At 69.3% G+C, this 17158-nt stretch carries 21 protein-coding genes; 17 read left to right on the top strand and 4 right to left on the bottom strand.

From position 1 onward, the window contains the following. Positions 1-30: 30 nt before the first annotated feature. A complete protein-coding gene (locus tag ACFXMF_RS06900) occupies positions 31-891 on the bottom strand; it encodes a helix-turn-helix domain-containing protein (protein WP_380020551.1) in 861 nt (286 codons plus the stop codon). 252 nt (positions 892-1143) lie between these two features. Between ACFXMF_RS06900 and ACFXMF_RS06895 the strand changes: the two genes are divergently transcribed. From ACFXMF_RS06895 to ACFXMF_RS06830, 14 genes are all read left to right on the top strand, one after another. Beyond that, positions 1144-1833, top strand: coding sequence for an ATP-binding protein (locus ACFXMF_RS06895; protein WP_379987826.1), 690 nt, complete (start codon positions 1144-1146; stop codon positions 1831-1833). After that, a complete protein-coding gene (locus ACFXMF_RS06890; RefSeq protein WP_379987850.1) occupies positions 1760-2101 on the top strand; it encodes a hypothetical protein in 342 nt (113 codons plus the stop codon). Before ACFXMF_RS06895 ends, ACFXMF_RS06890 begins: the two co-directional genes overlap by 74 nt. Before the next feature lie 461 nt (positions 2102-2562). Then, a complete protein-coding gene (locus tag ACFXMF_RS06885; RefSeq protein ID WP_379987827.1) occupies positions 2563-3102 on the top strand; it encodes a hypothetical protein in 540 nt (179 codons plus the stop codon). After that, a complete protein-coding gene (locus ACFXMF_RS06880) occupies positions 3099-3476 on the top strand; it encodes a hypothetical protein (protein WP_379987828.1) in 378 nt (125 codons plus the stop codon). Before ACFXMF_RS06885 ends, ACFXMF_RS06880 begins: the two co-directional genes overlap by 4 nt. A gap of 2 nt (positions 3477-3478) precedes the next feature. Beyond that, positions 3479-4312: an SAM-dependent methyltransferase gene (locus ACFXMF_RS06875; RefSeq protein ID WP_379987829.1), complete on the top strand. Its 834-nt coding sequence runs from the start codon at positions 3479-3481 to the stop codon at positions 4310-4312. Between the two features lie 62 nt (positions 4313-4374). Next, entirely contained in the window at positions 4375-5319 is a 945-nt protein-coding gene (locus tag ACFXMF_RS06870; protein WP_379987830.1) for a phosphotransferase, read from the top strand. Then, positions 5316-6230: a hypothetical protein gene (locus ACFXMF_RS06865; RefSeq protein ID WP_379987831.1), complete on the top strand. Its 915-nt coding sequence runs from the start codon at positions 5316-5318 to the stop codon at positions 6228-6230. The genes ACFXMF_RS06870 and ACFXMF_RS06865 overlap by 4 nt, the downstream gene beginning before the upstream one ends. Before the next feature lie 259 nt (positions 6231-6489). Then, on the top strand, positions 6490-6852 hold the full coding sequence (locus tag ACFXMF_RS06860) for a formyltransferase family protein (RefSeq protein ID WP_380020549.1): 363 nt from the start codon (positions 6490-6492) through the stop codon (positions 6850-6852). Positions 6853-7229: 377 nt separating this feature from the next. Next, a complete protein-coding gene (locus ACFXMF_RS06855) occupies positions 7230-8171 on the top strand; it encodes an endonuclease/exonuclease/phosphatase family protein (RefSeq protein WP_379987832.1) in 942 nt (313 codons plus the stop codon). Next, positions 8168-8971, top strand: a complete 804-nt coding sequence (locus tag ACFXMF_RS06850) for an SAM-dependent methyltransferase (RefSeq protein WP_379987833.1) — start codon at positions 8168-8170, stop codon at positions 8969-8971. Before ACFXMF_RS06855 ends, ACFXMF_RS06850 begins: the two co-directional genes overlap by 4 nt. Positions 8972-9196: 225 nt before the next feature. Next, on the top strand, positions 9197-9670 hold the full coding sequence (locus ACFXMF_RS06845) for a hypothetical protein (protein ID WP_379987834.1): 474 nt from the start codon (positions 9197-9199) through the stop codon (positions 9668-9670). Further along, on the top strand, positions 9663-10292 hold the full coding sequence (locus ACFXMF_RS06840) for an ImmA/IrrE family metallo-endopeptidase (RefSeq protein ID WP_379987835.1): 630 nt from the start codon (positions 9663-9665) through the stop codon (positions 10290-10292). Before ACFXMF_RS06845 ends, ACFXMF_RS06840 begins: the two co-directional genes overlap by 8 nt. Further along, a complete protein-coding gene (locus ACFXMF_RS06835) occupies positions 10289-11476 on the top strand; it encodes an MAB_1171c family putative transporter (protein ID WP_379987836.1) in 1188 nt (395 codons plus the stop codon). Before ACFXMF_RS06840 ends, ACFXMF_RS06835 begins: the two co-directional genes overlap by 4 nt. Beyond that, the gene (locus ACFXMF_RS06830) at positions 11473-12078 is read left to right on the top strand and encodes a hypothetical protein (protein ID WP_379987837.1); all 606 of its coding nucleotides are present in this window, start codon (positions 11473-11475) and stop codon (positions 12076-12078) included. Before ACFXMF_RS06835 ends, ACFXMF_RS06830 begins: the two co-directional genes overlap by 4 nt. A 19-nt stretch (positions 12079-12097) precedes the next feature. On the opposite strand, the gene ACFXMF_RS06825 is transcribed toward ACFXMF_RS06830, so the two are convergent. From ACFXMF_RS06825 to ACFXMF_RS06815, 3 genes are all read right to left on the bottom strand, one after another. Further along, positions 12098-13336, bottom strand: coding sequence for an MAB_1171c family putative transporter (locus ACFXMF_RS06825; RefSeq protein ID WP_379987838.1), 1239 nt, complete (start codon positions 13334-13336; stop codon positions 12098-12100). Further along, positions 13330-13833, bottom strand: a complete 504-nt coding sequence (locus ACFXMF_RS06820; protein WP_379987839.1) for a hypothetical protein — start codon at positions 13831-13833, stop codon at positions 13330-13332. The genes ACFXMF_RS06825 and ACFXMF_RS06820 overlap by 7 nt, the downstream gene beginning before the upstream one ends. Positions 13834-14055: 222 nt before the next feature. Then, positions 14056-14517, bottom strand: coding sequence for an XRE family transcriptional regulator (locus ACFXMF_RS06815; protein WP_379987840.1), 462 nt, complete (start codon positions 14515-14517; stop codon positions 14056-14058). A gap of 461 nt (positions 14518-14978) precedes the next feature. On the opposite strand from ACFXMF_RS06815, the gene ACFXMF_RS06810 reads away from it, so the two are divergent. The 3 genes from ACFXMF_RS06810 to ACFXMF_RS06800 are packed head-to-tail and all read left to right on the top strand — an operon-like array spanning position 14979 to position 17158. After that, positions 14979-15341 (top strand): hypothetical protein, encoded by a 363-nt coding sequence (locus tag ACFXMF_RS06810; protein WP_379987841.1) that lies wholly within the window; start codon positions 14979-14981, stop codon positions 15339-15341. Next, on the top strand, positions 15342-16439 hold the full coding sequence (locus tag ACFXMF_RS06805; RefSeq protein WP_379987842.1) for a hypothetical protein: 1098 nt from the start codon (positions 15342-15344) through the stop codon (positions 16437-16439). Next, positions 16436-17158 (top strand): ATP-binding protein, encoded by a 723-nt coding sequence (locus ACFXMF_RS06800; RefSeq protein WP_379987843.1) that lies wholly within the window; start codon positions 16436-16438, stop codon positions 17156-17158. The genes ACFXMF_RS06805 and ACFXMF_RS06800 overlap by 4 nt, the downstream gene beginning before the upstream one ends.

Genomic DNA, 17158 nt, shown 5'->3' with positions numbered 1-17158 from the left:
CGCGGATGGAAGTGCGCGGTTCGACTCGGCCTACTCGGCGTGGGACTCCAGCAGGCTTCGCAGGAAGTCCACGCTTTCCTCCGGGTCGAGTGCCAGGGCCTCGATGGACGTGAAGGCGTCGGCGAAGCCCGACACCTGCTCGGGTTTGCTGAAGTAGTTGTTGCCGGTGAGGCTTTCGGTATAGACGACGTCCGGCATCTCCGTCTCGCTCGGCAGCTTGAGCCACAGGAAACCGTTGGTCAGCCCGCGATGAGCACCGGCCTCGAACGTGACCAGGCGGATCGTGATGTTGGGCAGCGCGCCGAGTTCGATCAAGTGTGTGATCTGGTCACGCATGATCGCGCGGCTACCGATCACGTGGCGCAGAGCACCTTCGTCGATGAGCGCCACGAGCCTGGGCGGAGACTCCCGCCGCAGCAACTCCTGTCGTCGTAGACGCAATCGGACCCGGCCCTCCACCAGCGACTGATCCGTGGTGTGAACCCTGATGATCTCCCGTGCGTACTCCTCGGTCTGGAGCATCCCGAACAACATCCCGCCGCTCACGGTGCGCAGTTCCTCGGCGGCCGTCTCGACAGCGAACAACTGGCCGAGACCGCGCGGGACGACACTGGCCTCGTCCTGCCACCAGTCCGGCAACTTCGCCTTCTCCATGAGCGCGAGAGTGTCTTCGACCTCCTGGTGAGATCTGCCGTAGAGGCGCAGGAGTTCGGCGACCTCGATGCGTTTGAGCGGCCACTGCCGACCCGTTTCGTACCGCGAGATCTTCGGCGTCGAGCCGTCGATCGCCTGGGCGGCTGCTTTCGCTGAAACCCCGGCATCAACGCGGTACTTACGCATGCGGCGGCCGAGTTGAACGCTGGCCACCGTCGGCTCCGGTCGGTTCTCCACCAACACGCCTCCTCGACTGAACGTCACATGCCCGGCGACATCTTGCCGCACGCGACGACGTTGCGACGTCTCACCCTGACCTGGGATCGGTTGAATCGTCGCATGGAATCACTCGTCACACTGAAATTTCAGAGATGGGTGTTGCCGGCAGAACATTCCCTTGTATCTTGAGGTCACCTTCGAGCCACTGATCGTGATCAGGCACGGAGAGCGGTTCCAGGCGAGTAAGCCCCTGCCGCAAGGGAGTTCGGCATGAAGTCATCTCCAACCCCGCACCTCGACCTGCTTCGGGACACGGTCGTCACGGCGATCGCCCGCGCCCACGTCGTCGCCGTGTGCGCGACCTTGGGCATCGACCGCTTCACCAAGGCCCACGCCGATTGGCTGGATGACGTCCTCGTGGTGGTTTGCGAGTTGGTCACCAACGCCCTGAAGCACACCACCGGCGCGATGGCCGTCCACTGGTGGTCCGACGAACACGTGGTGACCTTCGCCGTTACCGACACGAGGTTCGTACAACTCGTGTGGGCGCGCGAGAACGACGCCGTGCCCGCAGACGAGGAGTCCGGGAGGGGCTTGGGGATTGTGGCCACTCTCGCGGACCGCTTGGAGTACGGGCCCATTCACGAAGGGGCCGGCGGCAAGTGGGTCGCGGCCAGCTTCACGTTGCCCAACGTTCCCTTCCGGACCCGTCGGAAGGCAATGGGGAAGCAACCGTCATGGCACAGCCGGCGCGCACCTGGGCCCGGTGATCCGCTCGACGGCCCCGACCCAACCGACAGTCGTCCGGACTCGTTCCGCACAACCCCAGCGGAGACTGTCCGTTCACAACGCCGCAGCAGGGGCACTCGCAACTTGAGAGGGTTTCGTGAAGACGTTCTTCGATGCCGATCCGAGCCCGCGGCGCGTCTTCACCGCCTACCCGCGGTTCACCGTCGGTAGCGTGGTCGTCGTGCGGTGGGTGTTGCTCACCCAGGGCCGATGGCGTTTCAGGGAGCGGTTGGAACTCGATGCCGCAGGGGCCGTCGAGGCTCTTGCGCATTGCGAGCGGACGAACAACCACGACGCGGCGGTTGCGCTCTTCGCGGCGGTGTCCCGTCTTCCCGGTCTGACCCCGAAGGTGCTGGATGCACGCATCAGTTCCGTGCTCGGTGAGGACCACACCGAGTTCTCCCGCGCGGATGTAGGCGTGATCCGTTTCGTGCACTGAGCCCTTCTTTCCGGCGACATCCACCGGACCATGCCTTGTCTCCCGGCGCAGGTCGATGACCCTTTCATCCCTGTGTCGGGTTGGCCGCCCTCCCCACCCTCCAGGGGCGGCCGGTCGGACGTGAACGACCTGACCGTTCACGTCCGACCTCGAAAATCTTCCCTCACCCCGATCCCCTCCTGCGGGAGCCGGGTTCGGAGCCGCCCCGACGAGGGTCCCCAGCACTCCGACGGCGGGTGGCGGGCGCCTCGACGAAGCGTCGCCCGCCACCCGTACCGCCCCGTGATCACCACTCGCCTCGGAGATCTTCGATGAGACACCGTCGTTCCCGCTTCGGGGACGTGCTTACGCGCAGGGGCCCTATCCCGGTCGAGTCCGACGACCCGTATGCCCGAACTGCCCGCCTGACGCACGCTGTCGCCCGCAACCACCGATTCGTTGACGGCCGGTGTGCACCCTGCATGGTGGCGTGGCCGTGCACGCCCGCGGCCAATGCCCTGGCCGTGATCTCCCATTTCGGCTTCGGACCGTTGGACGACACCCCTCGGGTCTGGTGGCCCGCGTCGCCGGACGCACCCGAGCGGGTCTGGACCCTACCGTTGACGCTCTGGCAGACCTTGTGGGCGGACCTCGACACCGCCCTCGACATCCAGACCGACGCCTGGAGCCTGGCCCGGACACCGGCAGCGCGCCGACGGGCGGTTGCCGAGGCGGCCGTCGACGTCGTCCACCGGTCCGCCGCAGCCCGCATCGCGCTCGCTGTGATCCGCCTCGGCCCCGACGACGCGCCGACCGGCGCCGGCGTGTGGCTGCTGCCCGACACCGAACTCCCTTCGTCGGCACGCACACGCGACTGGCTGCGAAGCCTGCGCAGGGCATGGGACAGCGGCGCGCCCGTCGCGGGTGATCCACCACGCCTGCCGTTGGTGGGCGAGGAGCCGACAGCGCGTCGCCTGACCGCACCGGTGTGGTGCCGGCAGGTGTCCGAGGACTGCGGATGAGTGGCATGAGCGTGCGCCTGCACGACGCCTGGCGGCTGCGGTTCGTCATCGGTTGCGGATCGCGCGAGCGGACCGTCACCGCCGGGCAGGCGATCGCTTCGATCCGCGCGTTCTACCTCGGCTGGCCTCGGCATCTGCACCTCGTACCCGCGGTCCGTCGGCCCGGCCGGTCGGGAGCGCTCCTTCAGCTCTGGCAGCAGGGCAGCGAACGACGCCTGCCGTGGCGCGACTTCGACCCGGGGGTTCGGCTCGCGCCCGGCGTGCCACCCCACCGCCCGAGCCCCGTGGGCCGCGACTGGTTCGAGGACAAGCCGACCGGCACACCCGACACCTCGGGCGCGGCTCCCATCCCCTTCACCACTCCGAAACGGTAGACATGCACGCGCCTTCCCCTCCCGTCGCACTCGACCTGGACCGGCCGCACCCGGCCCGGGTGAACAACAGCCTCGCGGGCGGTCACAGCAACTTCGCCGCCGACCGAGCCTTGGCCGACGCCGCGCTCACCGTGTATCCGCAGCTGTGGAGGACGGTGGCGGACGCAACGCTGTTCACGCGGCGCGCGATCGACCACCTGGCACGCAGCGGAACGCGCCAGTTCGTCGACCTCGCGCAAGGCGTCCCGATCGAAGGCCACACCGTCCACCAGGTCGCCCACGCGGTCGACGCGGACTGCCGGATCGTCTACGTCGAGGACGACCCGGTCGTCCACGCCCTCCCAAGCGCCCTGACGAACGACCCGACCGGCCGCGTCGCCTGCGTCCGCGCATGGCCCCTGCAGCCGGAGACCGTCTGGGAGCACCCGAGGATCCGCGCGATGCTCGACCTCACCGAGCCCGTCGCCGTCGTCGTCGGCGGCCTTCTCCAACACCTCCCGTACGGGCACGGGCCGCGCGGCGTCCTCCACCGCCTCACCGCGGACCTCCCGGCCGGCAGCCACATCCTCACCACCCACCTGACCGGGGACACCGACCCCCGCTCGCGCGCCACCGCAATTGCCCGCGTGTACGACTCCCACGGCATCCACCTGCGTGTGCGAACCCGTCGCGAAATCCTCGCGCTTCTCCCGGGAACACCGCTGCCTCCGGGTCTCGTACCGGCCGCCCGATGGCGCACGCCCCTCACAAACACCCCGGCCGCGGCGGCCGTGACCTGCCACGCGGTCGTGAGCGAACTCGCCGCACCCGCACCGCTGCAACGCACCGGCACCTGAGCCGGACCACCACAACCGGGCGACCCACGCCGCCCCCATCTCTCACCCCGATCGGAGTCCACGTGCACACCACCGCAGTCGAGTTACCCCCGGGCGTCCTCCACGCCCTGCGGGCCGTTGTCGGTCCCACCCCCACCGCCACGCGGATCACGGCACCCGCCGCGCGTATCCCGGTGTGGCGTATCGCCGGCGGACACACGATCCTGGCGCTCAAATGCGGTTTCGGCCGGGACGTCGACCGCGAGGCCACCGTCCTCGACGCCCTGCACGCCGTCGACCTTGTCCCCGAACGCCCCCTACGCGGCTCACACACCGTCGGCACCTGGTTCGCCACGCCCTGGTACCAGGGCGCCACCACGGACCAACACTGGGCACCCCTGCGCGAGCGAGCCCCCGAACGCCAGATCACGCGCGTACGAGCCCTGGAGCGTGCGGTCGAACTGGCCGCCGCCGTCGCCGCCGTGCACGCGAAAGGCTGGACCCACGGCGACCTCCACCCCGCGCACTGCATCCACACTCCCACCGGCGTCCGCCTGATCGACTACGCCTGCGCCCGCGGACCGCGCGGCGCCATTCCCGACAACCTCGTCACCCCCCGCCCGAACGGCCGCATCGACTGCGCCGCCCCCGAAATCGCCACCATGATGGTCAACCGCCGCCGACCCGTCGCCACCCCCGCAGCCGACGTCTACGCCCTCGCCGCATCGCTGCGCCTGTGCTGGACGGGCGAGCCGGCCGTCGCCGTGCGCCGAGGCTACGGCGGCCGACCGCTGTCCCCGGAACAACGCTGGAAAGCGATCGCCGACGGAGCACCCTTGTCCCGAGTGCCCGGCGATCTCGCCTGGACGGCACTCGACGACATACTCACGCCGGCGCTGAGCCGCGCGCCGATGGACCGGCCCACCGCCACCGAGCTGCATACACAACTCGCGGACCTGCACCGGGCCGCCGCCAGGGTGGCCCACCGCCGCGCCGACACCGTTGCTCCGGCGGAGACGACCCGGTGACGATCGAACCGGACGCCCGCTCCCTCTACCTCCGCAACGGCTACGCCCACCTGGGCCGCCTCCCGGACCGCACGATCATCGACGACCTCACCGCCGAGGCCGCGCGCCTGTACGAGCAACCACCCACGCGACGCGAACTGCTGATCCACCCGGGCGAGATCGCACTGAACATGCACCGGCTGCTCGCCGTCGAGCAACGGTCCGAGGTGATCGCGCGAACCCTGGCAGACCCGGTTCTCATCGACACGGCGGCCGTCTTCCTCGGCCACGGCCTGGCGGCGCCGGCCGGCGCCACGCTGCTCTGCGCACCGCCGCGCAGCCCGTCACCGCGCCCCGCCCGGCTGCCCCGCCCCGACCAGGAGCACCACCGCCCGAGCAGCGGCGAAGACCTGGTGCACCTGTGGCTTCCTCTGCCGTCGGAGCAGGTCCTGCGGGTGGCCTTCCTCAGCCACACCGACGCACCATCCCTCGGGCCGTGGGCACGTTGGCGGGCTCGGCGTCGGCGGGCGGTCGGGTGCGGCATGTGCGCCGGGCCGGTGACGGCTTTGCCCTGCACCCGCACCTACGGGTCGCCATGGCCGACAACCCGGGTCCCGACCTGCGTTTCGCAGCCGTCCTCACCTACCGCAGACAATCCGAGCACCCGTACGTCGCGACGACAGAAGCGCATCGGTAGCCGACTCCCGAGTCGACCACCGGCAAAGCCACTGCCGAACCGAGCCGGCCGCCGGGAACACCGCGTGCGCCGACGGCTCACCGCATTACCCACATCCGGCACCCGATATCCAGCCGACCTGGAGCCTTCCTTGGCCCTGAGAGCACCTCGCCACGAGGATCCCGATCGCTCCGCCGCCCACGCACCGGGCCCCGCCTCCGCGCGGCACGCGAACACCGCGGGGAGGACATCATGATCACTGAACGGCCCTACCCGCGAGCGGCGTTGGTCAGTGCACGCCTCGACGTCCTGGAGCTGATGCGCGATGCATGCGCCGGGGCCGGCGTGCAACCGGTCCTCGTCGTCGTGCCCCCGGTGATCTGGCACCACCGCACCCGCGAGCAGGACCCCGCCGCCCGACTGGCCCGCGTCCGCGCCGTCACGCCCCCGGAAATCGGCGTCGTCGGCCGGCCCGCGACCGAACTCCCTGACGTGTTCGCCTATTCGGCGTCGACGTGCTGGTGGTCTGCGAGTACCCCACTGTCCTGCCGCGGGTCGTCCTCGACGCCGTCCCCGGAGGTGCCATCGGCTGCCATCCCGCGCTGCTTCCCCGATGGCAGGGACCCTCGCCGATCGCCTGGGCTCTGCGGATGGGCGATCCGGTCATCGGACTCAGCGTTCACCGGATGACCGGCGACGCCTACGACGACGGCCCCGTTCTCGCACAGGACAGCATTCCGGCGCCCGACGAGTTCGACCCCGCCGCGCTCCGCGCGCACCTCACCCGCAAACTCCTGCGCGGTGTCCTGCCGAAGGCCCTGACCGCGCTCGTGCACTGCGAACCGGGCGCCCCCCAGGATGCGGACGTCGCGACCTGAGCCGGGTTCATGAACCCCTCCGACCGCTACCTCGACACCACGCGACCGGCCTCGACGCTCCACGACCTCACCCGCGCGCTGCGCTATCTCGGGTGGACACCCCACGTACACATCGACGGTGCCTGGCACACCATCACCCGCACCAGCCCGACGCCAACCTCTGCATGCACCCTTCGCGTTCAGTGCGGAGACGGTGCACCGCTCTGGGTCGCCGACGCGACACCCATCCCCACCGCATCCCCACATGCCCATACCTGACCCACGCCTCACAGCCGCACCCGAACCCCGAACCCTGCCGCGGGCCCGGGCCCGTTCCCCGCCCGTTCCGCGCTACTCCGCGCAGTTCGTTCCTGCTCCACCCCCACGAAGGGACTTCCATGACCCCAGCGACACTCGACATCGTCAGCAGCAACTTCGAGAACTACGGCGGCGGCGATCCCGCGAAGTGGCTGAAGGCGCACCAGTTCTACGCCTCGCTGCGTCCGGCTGTGCTTCTTCAGCAGGAGGTGTGGACCGCCCTCGACAACGACGGCGAACTCGCCGGGGCGGCCGAGACGGTTCTCGCAATGACCGGATGGGTCGGCCGCGGGAGTTCGACCGCCCTGTACATCGACCCGCAAGTGTTCGAGTCCCCACGCGGCTGGGACGACCACGGATGGCAACTGGAGCCAACGGCAAGGGCCTTGTGTCTGCGAGACACCGGCGGAGAGACGCTGCCGATCGTCGCGGTATCGCATCACCTCACCTACTCCTCCGTCACCGCCCGAGCAGCGGAAGGAGAGAATCTGACCCGCTTCCTCGACAAGGCGTACACCACCGAAAGCGGAGCGACGGTCAAGCTCCCGGCGATCTTCGGTGGCGACCGCAACAGCTACCGAACCCCGGTCCCCGGCGGGCCGCCCCTGCCACCCGTCGAGACCTTCACCGACCGGGTCCACCAGACCCACCGTTCCCGCCCCGGCCCTGACGGCACCCGCATCCCCGACACCCACACCGACGACGTCATGCGCGCCGCCGGCGCCGAGGATGCAGCCCGCCACATCGCTCTTACCCAGGGACGCATGTCCGCGCTGGCCCCCACTGTCATCCCCAAACCGTCGCAAGGTCCTCCGACCGCCGTCGACGGCTTGTGGGTGTCCACGCTGCTCCTGCCCGCGCTGTGGGACGTCGAAGTCATCGACATGACCGGGCTCTCCGACCACCACGCCGTCCGCGCGAGGTTCGACCGCAAAGCCCTGGCGGACATCCTGCGCCGCGCCTCTGTGCCACACGCCGACAGCGAACGCTCGTCTGCCCAATCCCGGAGCGCGGCCCTGTGACCCCCGACGAGCCGATCCCGACCGGGATCGAGACTGCGTCCGACGCCCGCGTATTCGACTGGCTGGCCGGCGGCGCCGACCACTACCCGCCCGACGGCGCGACCGGCTCGGCCATTCTCGACGTCGCGCCCTCGGCCGGAGTTGTCGTACGCAACTCGCAGGCGTTCGCGCGTCGTGCCACCAGAATTCTCGTCCGTGACTGCGGGATCCGCCGCATTCTCGATCTCGGCTGCGGCGTCCCCACCCAGCCCTATATCCACACGGTGGCCCAGAGCACCCATTCCGGGACCCGGGTGGTCCACGTCGACAACGACGAACTGGTGCTTGGACAGGCGAGGATGCTCTTGGATCAGAACGAATACACGTCTGTCGTGGCCGCGGACATCGCCGACGTTGACGCCTTGATGCGTATCCCCGACATCGCCGATCTCCTCGTCGAGGGTCCGGTTGCCGTACTGGCAACGGCGGTTCTGAACTGCCTCCGAAGTCCGGCAACCTTCATGCGCGCCCTTGTCGGCCGCGTGCCGTCCGGCTCGTACGTGGTCGTGAGCGTGCTCGTCAGCGATCAGCCGGGTGTCCGCCGCGCGATTACCGACGCGATGCACGCCGGCACCAGGGGAGCCTGGGGTCGCGTTGCCACATCCGACGAAGCCGCCGCCTTGCTGGCGGGGCTTGAGGTGCTGCCACCCGGGGCGGGCGACGTCGCAGCGTGGAGGACTGACGACATCGGTCCCTATCGAACCGGCCACCAGGGGGAGTGGGAGGTCCACATGTACGGGGGCGTCGCTCGGGTGCGCTGACCCGCGTCGCCTGTCCAGCCTGCTGGCCCTCCGAATGGCCGAACGAACACAGGGGAACCGGAAGACCGAGAAGACCATGGGCCTGCCTTGCCGCAGACGCGGCAAGGCAGGCCGCGTTCGAAGCTCACAGCCCATTGGCATGTGATTCTCATCATCCAACAGTTTGGTGGACGCGATGATGATGATTCGTGCAGTCTGTGCCTCCGATGAAGGAGGTGTGGCGGAGTGGGCGAGAAGCCTGATCTGCCGGCTATGACGCTGGCGGCGAAGCTTGACCGCTTGTTCGATGTCGTGCGCAAACCCGACGGCGGTGCGTACAGCAACGGCGAGGTCGCGCGAGGGATCAAGGAGCAGGCAGGTCCCGATGGGCCGACGGTCTCCGCGAGCCTGGTGCAGCAGTTGCGAACCGGGGTGCAGACGAATCCGACGTTGAAGACCCTCGACGCGCTCGCGCGGTTCTTCAACGTCGAACCCGTCTACTTCTTCGACGACGAGGCGGCTGAACGCATCGCCGCCGAGCGGGACGCCTGGTCGCGGATGCGGGAGAACGACGTCCACAGGTTGGTGTTCCGCGCCGATGGTCTGTCGGCCGACAGTCTGCGAATGGTGAGCGCGGTGATCGAGCAGGCGCGTCGTCTCGAAGGGCTCAAGGGTGGTCCTCCGGACGCGGACGGTGCGTCGGCGGTGGAGCGTGGTTGAGACCCGCACCTGCATCCGCAGCAACGGCAACGGCAACGGCAACGGCTGCGACGACCGGCTCTCCCCGTCGTCCTGGGTACAACGGAGTACTGCGCGCATGGATCTCAAGCGCCTGCGGGACGCATCTCGCAAGCGGCTGGAACGCCTGGACATCGTCATCCCGGATCCGTTCGACGCGCAGCTGCTGTGCGAGAACATCTCCCGGGCGCGGGGCCGGGCCCTGCGGTTGATGCCGCTGCCGGAGGGGATGCCGGCCGGGATGCCTTGCGGGATGTGGGCGGCCACCGAGAAGGCGGACTGGGTTTGGTACGACGCCTCGACCAGCCCGGCGCACCAGCGGCACATCGTCGCGCACGAGCTGGCGCACGTGCTGTGTGACCACAACGGCGGTATGGACGCCCTCATGGCGGGGCGGCTGTCGCCGGACCTGGATCCGGCGACCATTCGGCGCATGATCGGGCGTACCTCGTACACCGACTTCCAGGAACTGGAGGCCGAGACGCTGGCCACGCTGCTCACGCTCCCGGCCGCTCCGTCCTCGCCCGAGCTGTCGGGTCGGGTGCTGTCGCGGTTGCACGCGAGTCTGACCGAGCCAGCACAGCGACTCCGCAGGCGATCATGATCCACGCGCTGGAACTGGTTGTGGTGGTGTTGGCCTGGGTCGTTGTGGTGTGGAGGCGTCCGACGTTGCGCACGTCGTTCCAGACCCAGCCGCTCTGGGGCGCCTTTGTGGCCCTGGCTGTCGCGCTTACGATCCGCATGCCTCGCGTTGCCGAGATCATCGAGAACGTCACCGGCGTGGCGCAGGTGAGCACGCTGCTCAAGCACATCGTCGGGGTCGTGGCGATGCTCCTGCTGGTCAACTGGATCACGGCCCTGCTGTCTCCCACCGAGGAGCCGCCGGCTTTCACCTCGCCCCGATACATCACGGCAGGGGTGATGATCTGCGCGCTGGTGGTGCTGTTCTTCCTCATCCCCGAACGGGACCACGGCGGGGACTACTTCATCACCGACCACGCCGGCGACGCGGTCGCGACCGCGTACCAGCTCGTGTTCGTCGCGAGCGCGGCGTTGGCGACCGGGGTCGGTACCTCGTTGGTCGGCAGAGCCGCGCGCCAGGCCCCGGTCGGTGGCTTGCGGCGGTCGTTGGCGACGCTGGCGCTGGGGAACCTGCTGGGTGTGGGCTACTGCGCGCTTCGGGCGACGTATCTGCTGGTCACGGCGTTCGATGGGGCCTGGCCCGGGGGAGACGGCGCCTTCGAGGCGGAGTCCAAGGTGGTCAAGCTGGGCGCGATCACGTTGATTCTCGCCGGGACGTCGTACTCAGCGTTCGCGCTCGCCCTGCGCCGGTGGAGGCAGTGGGTTGCGATGCGTCGACTGCGTGCCCTGTGGGCGGTGTTGACCGATGCGGTGCCGCATGTCGTCCTGCGCGACGAGAACGAGCCGCGTGAGCACAGCTTGGTGGAGTTGACCTATCGGCTCCACCGCAGGGGGATCGAGATCCGCGACGCTGCCCTGACCCTGCGCGATACCGCGCCGGCGGGGCTCTATCGCGACGCGGTGCTCGCGGTGGAGCGTGTGGGTGTGCCGGAGGCCGAGCGAGCGGTGGTGGCGGAAGCGTTCTGGCTCAAGCAGGTCCTGCTGTCGGTGGAACTGGGCCTGAGCGGACCGGGTGACCCCTCGTATTCGCCGCATCCGGCGGCGGAATCGGAGGCGGAGACGGCTTGGCTTGTGCGGGTGGCCCAGGCTTTCGGCTCGCCCGTGATGCGCCGAATTCACGAGGCGCTTCCGAAGGGCGCGGTATGAGTGCCTCGCGCCGCTCCTCGACGCCGGTCCGGCCGGGGGAGCGTTTCGCGCGGACGGTCACCGATGTGCTCGCGCCTCAGTACATCGTGGTCGGGCTGCTGTTGCTGGTCGGGGCGGTCACGGACGGATGGTCCGGGGTCGGCTGGGCGATGTGGGCGATCCTGTTCACCGCTGTTCTGCCGTTGGCCCTCGTCAAGGTCGGTATCCGGCGCGGCCGGTGGGCGGACCGGCATCTGAGCAGGCGGGCCCAGCGGATGCGGGTGATGCCCGTGGTCGTGGCCCTGGTGGCGGTCGGCTTGACGTCGATGGTGGTGCTGGGGGCTCCCCACGACATGGTGCTGCTGGTCGTGGTGATGGTGGTGACGCTGTCGGTGCTTACGGTCGTCACCAGCGTGTGGAAGATCAGCGTGCACACCACGGTGATGGCCGGAGCGATCACACAGACCGTGTACGCGCTGAGTGCGTGGTGGACGTTGGCTGCCGTGCTCGTCCCGCTCGTTGCCTGGTCGCGAGTGGTCCTTCGTGCCCACACCCGCGCGCAGGCCCTGGCCGGTGCGATGGTCGGGTTCGGCCTGGCCGCGGGTTGTTGGATTCTCGGCTGAACCGGCGAAGTTCGTCTGCCTACGGCAGCGGTGAGGCGTTCTCCCGACCGGGTGGACGCCTCACCGCGCCATTTTCGGAGGCACCCAAAATCGCCTCGACACATGCCTTCGTCCGGGGCCAGTGAAGTGCGTCCTCGATATCGGTGAGCCGCTTCGCCTCCGCGTCGAGACTCGGCTTCGGCGGCCGTGGGGGCGGCGCCACCACGCGCTGGGGAGTCTTGCCGCGGTGCAACGCGTCGGCCGTCAGGATCGTCCACGCTGCGACGGTCGCCAGTTCGAGGTCAGCATCCACGAGCCCGCGCGCCTCTAGATCCACCCGGAGGCGTTCGCACAGGTCCGGGTCGGCGTACCGGCGCAGGGCCAGCATGCCGTCGCGGATCTCGACGACCTGGCGGACCAGGCGCAGATGGGTGCTGCCCAGGCCCAGCAGGTCGGTGCGCGAGCGGGGAGGCGGGGGCAGAACGGCGTCGGGGATGGCGGGGACGACCAGGTCCCAGAGTGGGCGAAGGGTGCGCAGTCGCCGGTGAGCGATCCAGGTCCGATGGAGGGTGACCAAGCCCGGAACGGAGACGCCCGCGACGATGAGAAGGACCGACAAGGCGCCGAAGGGTTGGCTCAATCGGTTCGTGGTGAAGGCATCGGGGGCTGTGTGCCCGGTGGCGTAGACGGTGAGCGCGATCAAGCGCCCAAGCCCATAGCCGGGGGTCAGTGCGAAGGCGGCTGCGAGCAGGCGTGTTGCCCACCTGGTTGCGGGATCACGGGCGAGTCGGCTCTTGCGCCAGAACACCCAGGCTGCACATAGGCCGGTGGCGGCCAGGTACAGGGTGAACACCAACTCGTGGCGTGCTGCGGCCGGATCGTGGCCTTGGCCAGCGAAGAACTCGGCATTCGCCGAATCCGGCACGTGTAGGTACGTGAAGGTGAGGCATGCCAAGGTGGTGCCTTGCAGGATGCGCATGGTGCGCAGGGTTCGACGCGTGGGGGCGTCGACGGCGCGGAGGCGAAGTGCCCATTCGAGCCAGGCACCGGCCACCACGACAGCCAGCGAGTGCTTGAGTAGCACCGCCAGGTTCGGCATGTCGCTCGTGGCCGCGATCCAGTCGGAGACCGCGTCCAAGCGGACGGTCAGGCACAGGGCGAGCGCGAGCAGCCCGATGGGCATGCAGCGTTGCCAGGGCGGCCCCGTGAGCTTGGGAGCGTGCCACAGGGTCGCAGCCCAGATCACCACGATCGGGAGCAGATCGAAGATGTTCACCATCGGCTCCTGTCGCCGCGGGAGTGGTGACCGAGCATCGACGCGAAGCGATCCAGGAACGAGTCACCCGATGGGGGCGGCGGTTGGCACGGGGACGTTGCCCGCGCGTAGATCATCGTCGCGAGCATTTCGGCCTCGTTCTCCTGAGCGGGAGCGAACCCATGTCGACCCCTCAGCCCGGAGTCCTGCACATTCGGGGTGTCCGAGAGCGGCGCAGTGTGACCCCAGATCAGATGGGCCAACTCGTGCAGGATGACCAGCTCGAAGTGCACGTCTGTTAGGCCCGGATCGTGGAGGATCCAGTCGGTCGTCTCCAGCGGAACGGTCAGCGCGTGGACGAACCCGCTGAGATCGGGATCCGTGGCCGCCGCGATCCCTATCTCGCGTCCGCGCAGTTCCTCGACCGTGTGGCGGAAAACGTCCAGGTCGAAGGGGCGGGGGATCGCGATCCCTTCCAGCCGCCGCTCGCAGGCAGCGAGCAGTGGTCGCAAGTCGTCCACGTGTGGTCCCTCAAGGCTCCGACGGTCGGGAGTGCGACCTCGTGCTCGCGGCGAAACCGGTGACCCGCGCGACTCCCTTGAGGATGCTAGGACAGGATTTCGGCGGATTAATAATCAGATCCGACATATGTGATCAGGGGCACGCCGGATCGACAACACTGCCGCCTCGGCGTGAACAGCGGGTGCGTGAACCCTGTCGCGGCGTCCAGCGCGGGGAAGCGCTTACTCGACCGGTCCGGGATCTTCTTCCGGCTGGGGGAGCCCTTCCAGCAACCGCACGCGGTCGAGCATCGCCGTGACGGCGGCCTGGCTCTCCGGCGAAAGCCCGTTCGCACGTAGGGCAATCGAACGCACTCCGGCATCACGCACGGCCGCGAGCATCGCGAGCTGGGCGTCGGTCCGCTCGGCCACCGCGTCGTCGTAGAAGTAGGTCACGGAGACGCCGAAAAACTTCGCCACCGCGTTCAGCCGACTGTGCGTGGGGTCGTCCCTGCGCCCGGTCCGGAGCTGCCACATGTAGGTGGCGCCGATGACCGTCTCCCCGGCCGCCTCGTTGATCAGCTCCACGGCCTCGGCCGTCGAGTACGGGCCGCGGTCGGGCGGATGCACGGTCGCGAACAGGTGCTCCAGGCGCTGCGCGAGCATGCCCGGTTCGGGTGCTGCTTCGTCCACTTTGTCAGCCATTGCGTCACCTCCCTGTCGGACCGTGTGATCCCACTCTGCCCGATCTGCCAGTGCGGAGGCAAATGGCCTCGGTGAAGATCACCTCTTCGCGGTGGCTGATTTTCGTGATCTACTACGGAGAGCCCACGGTGACCCGACGGGGAGTCATCCACCGTGTAGTCAGGCTGTTGCAGCCGGTGGACCGAGGGCTACGAACAAAGGGTGGACTTGGTCGCCGACCCAGTGCCATCGTGTCCGTCCGACGCCGCCCTGCGGCCCACGCGAGGAGCACGCGATCCCAATGACCTAGACCACCGCCGCCGCCACGCGCGCGGTGAGAGCACAACGGCGCCCAGGGGCGGGAACCCCCGGACGCCGTGCTCGAACCCCGCGAAGAGGCTCGGATACTCCATAACCGAAGCGACCGGCCCAACTGTCGAAGGCCGTGCCGGTGGCTTCACTTACGATTCGGGGATTCTCGCATGACCGACATCGTGCGTACAGACCTGCCCGCGCACAACGCCGCCGAGCAGGTCCACGCCACGCCGCCCAACCCCTGCCCCCAACGCTGCGCCTGCGACCGCGCCGTCCACCACGACCTCGCCCGGCTGATCGGTGACCTCGACGACGACCTGGCCTTCGTCCGTACCGTCCTCGGCCCGAACGGGACGCTCACCGCGCGCCTGTTCGACGAGCGCGGCCTCCTCCTGGACCTGCCGGTCCACGTCGGGGCCATCGTCGCCTGGCGTCTGCACCGCGCCTTCCCGGGAATCGCCTGGGACCTGCCGCACGACTTCCACCCCGCGACCGCGCGTCTGACCCCGGCCATGGCGAGGGGGTGCTGAGTGCCGAGGATCCGCTGCACCAAGCCCGAGTTCTACGAGTCCGAGACGCTGGCGATGGTGACGCTGTCCGCCGAGCGCACCTTCGGCGGGTTGTGGCCCTTCTCGGACGACTTCGGCCGCATCCGCGACAACGCCAAGTACATCCGCGCCAAGATCTGGGGAATGCGCGTCGACGAGCACTCCGAGGAAGGCGTTGCCGACGATCTGCGCCAGCTCGCCGCCGTCGGGGTCATCTGCCGCTACGTCGGCTGTGACGGTCGGACCTACCTGCACACGGTGAACTGGAAGGAACACCAGCGGATCGACAAGCCGGGCGCGCCCCACTGGCCGTCGTGCCCCGTGCACCAGCAGGACCAGCCGTGCTCCAGGTGCAAGGGTCCGTGCATGGGCGACTCCGGTGCCTCGCCGACCCTTCCCGTAGCCCTCCCGGAGTCCTCCCGGAACGCTCCGGAAGCTTCGAGGACGTCGTCCGAGACCACCGCGACGACCACCGAGGCCGTTCCCGTGGCCCCTGCGCCCGCTGCCGCCGGGCTGCGCCGCGCTCCGCGAGCCGCGACAACCGGGGGCATCGAATCCGCAGGTCAAACCGCATTCCCCGACCAGTCGGCGAACCCTCCCGGAACCCTCCCCGAAGGCTCAACGCCTGGATCTAGGACCGTAGGACCTAGGACCTACCCCTCCGGGGGGCGCGTCGCGCCCGCACCCGCGAAGGTCGAACGTCTCGACAACACGTCCACCACCACGGGCGCCGACACCATCACGGCGGCCATCCCGGCGGCACGGGAACTGATCGCCGAGCACGTCGGCGCCTGCCGGACCCGCCCGCCCAAGGATGTCCTGGGGCACACCGGGAAGCTGGTCGCCCGCCTGCTGGACGAGGGCATCTCCCCGGACGCCGTCCGCGCCGGGCTGGAGCGGCTGCGCGCCAAAGCCCTGCACCCCAGCACGCTTCCAAGCCTGGTCAACGAGGCCCTCAACCCGCCCGCCCCCGGTGCAGGCCGACCGGGTGTGACCGGCTACAAACCCTGGACCAACCCGACCCCCGCCGCTGACACCGGCCTGGTCGGAGCCGGCGCGGGCTCGTGGGGGTCGCTGTGACCGAGCCCCAGCCGATCGGCCGCTTCGAACGCCGCATGGCCGAGATCCTCGCCGCACGCGGCATCGACCCCACCGCCGAGGTCCACCTCGAACCCGACGACCCCCGGGGCGAGGCCCTGCGCCTGGCCGGCGAGCGCATCCCGCCGCTGTTCCGCAACGCCGAGCCCTGGCACCCCGACGTCCTGTCCTGGATCGACGAGGTCCTGCGCGCCGCCGACCGGGGCATCACCGGCATGCGCCGCATCACCACCGGACCAACCCTGCTCATCGGCGGCACCACCGGAACGGGCAAGACCCACAACGCCTTCGGTGCCCTGCGCCGCCTCATCGCCTCCGGCTGCGCCACCCGCTGGACGGCGTACAACCAGCCCGACCTGCACGCCCGCCTGCGCCCCGGCAAAGATGTCGACAACGAGCGCGAATTCCTCGCCATCGCCCACAGTCCGCTGCTCATCCTCGACGACCTCGGTGCGGCCAAGCCGTCCGAATGGACGGAGGAGCTGATCTACCGGCTGATCAACCGCCGGTATGAGCACATGCTCCCCACCCTGATCACGACCAACCTGCGGTTCGACCACCTCGGTGCCTACCTCGGCGACCGCATCGCCTCTCGCCTGATCGAGATGGCTACCGAGGTACACCTCACCGGCGAGGACCTGCGCCGCGCCATCCGCGCGCAACGCGAACTCGACCGCGCGCACACCCGCGACGCCGCCTGA

It is taken from the genome of Embleya sp. NPDC059213, assembly GCF_042754445.1.
Taxonomy (GTDB): domain Bacteria; phylum Actinomycetota; class Actinomycetes; order Streptomycetales; family Streptomycetaceae; genus Embleya.
Note: the sequence above shows the minus strand (reverse complement) of the source record. Positions and strands in the feature narration are given on the sequence as shown.

Excerpts from the sequence above, each read along its gene's own strand:
- ACFXMF_RS06855 (WP_379987832.1), top strand. The coding sequence starts at position 7,230 with ATGACCCCAGCGACACTCGACATCGTCAGCAGCAACTTCGAGAACTAC.
- ACFXMF_RS06830 (WP_379987837.1), top strand. The coding sequence starts at position 11,473 with ATGAGTGCCTCGCGCCGCTCCTCGACGCCGGTCCGGCCGGGGGAGCGT.
- ACFXMF_RS06875 (WP_379987829.1), top strand. The coding sequence starts at position 3,479 with ATGCACGCGCCTTCCCCTCCCGTCGCACTCGACCTGGACCGGCCGCAC.
- ACFXMF_RS06895 (WP_379987826.1), top strand. The coding sequence starts at position 1,144 with ATGAAGTCATCTCCAACCCCGCACCTCGACCTGCTTCGGGACACGGTC.
- ACFXMF_RS06810 (WP_379987841.1), top strand. The coding sequence starts at position 14,979 with ATGACCGACATCGTGCGTACAGACCTGCCCGCGCACAACGCCGCCGAG.
- ACFXMF_RS06815 (WP_379987840.1), bottom strand. The coding sequence starts at position 14,517 with ATGGCTGACAAAGTGGACGAAGCAGCACCCGAACCGGGCATGCTCGCG.
- ACFXMF_RS06825 (WP_379987838.1), bottom strand. The coding sequence starts at position 13,336 with ATGGTGAACATCTTCGATCTGCTCCCGATCGTGGTGATCTGGGCTGCG.
- ACFXMF_RS06835 (WP_379987836.1), top strand. The coding sequence starts at position 10,289 with ATGATCCACGCGCTGGAACTGGTTGTGGTGGTGTTGGCCTGGGTCGTT.
- ACFXMF_RS06880 (WP_379987828.1), top strand. The coding sequence starts at position 3,099 with ATGAGTGGCATGAGCGTGCGCCTGCACGACGCCTGGCGGCTGCGGTTC.
- ACFXMF_RS06885 (WP_379987827.1), top strand. The coding sequence starts at position 2,563 with ATGGTGGCGTGGCCGTGCACGCCCGCGGCCAATGCCCTGGCCGTGATC.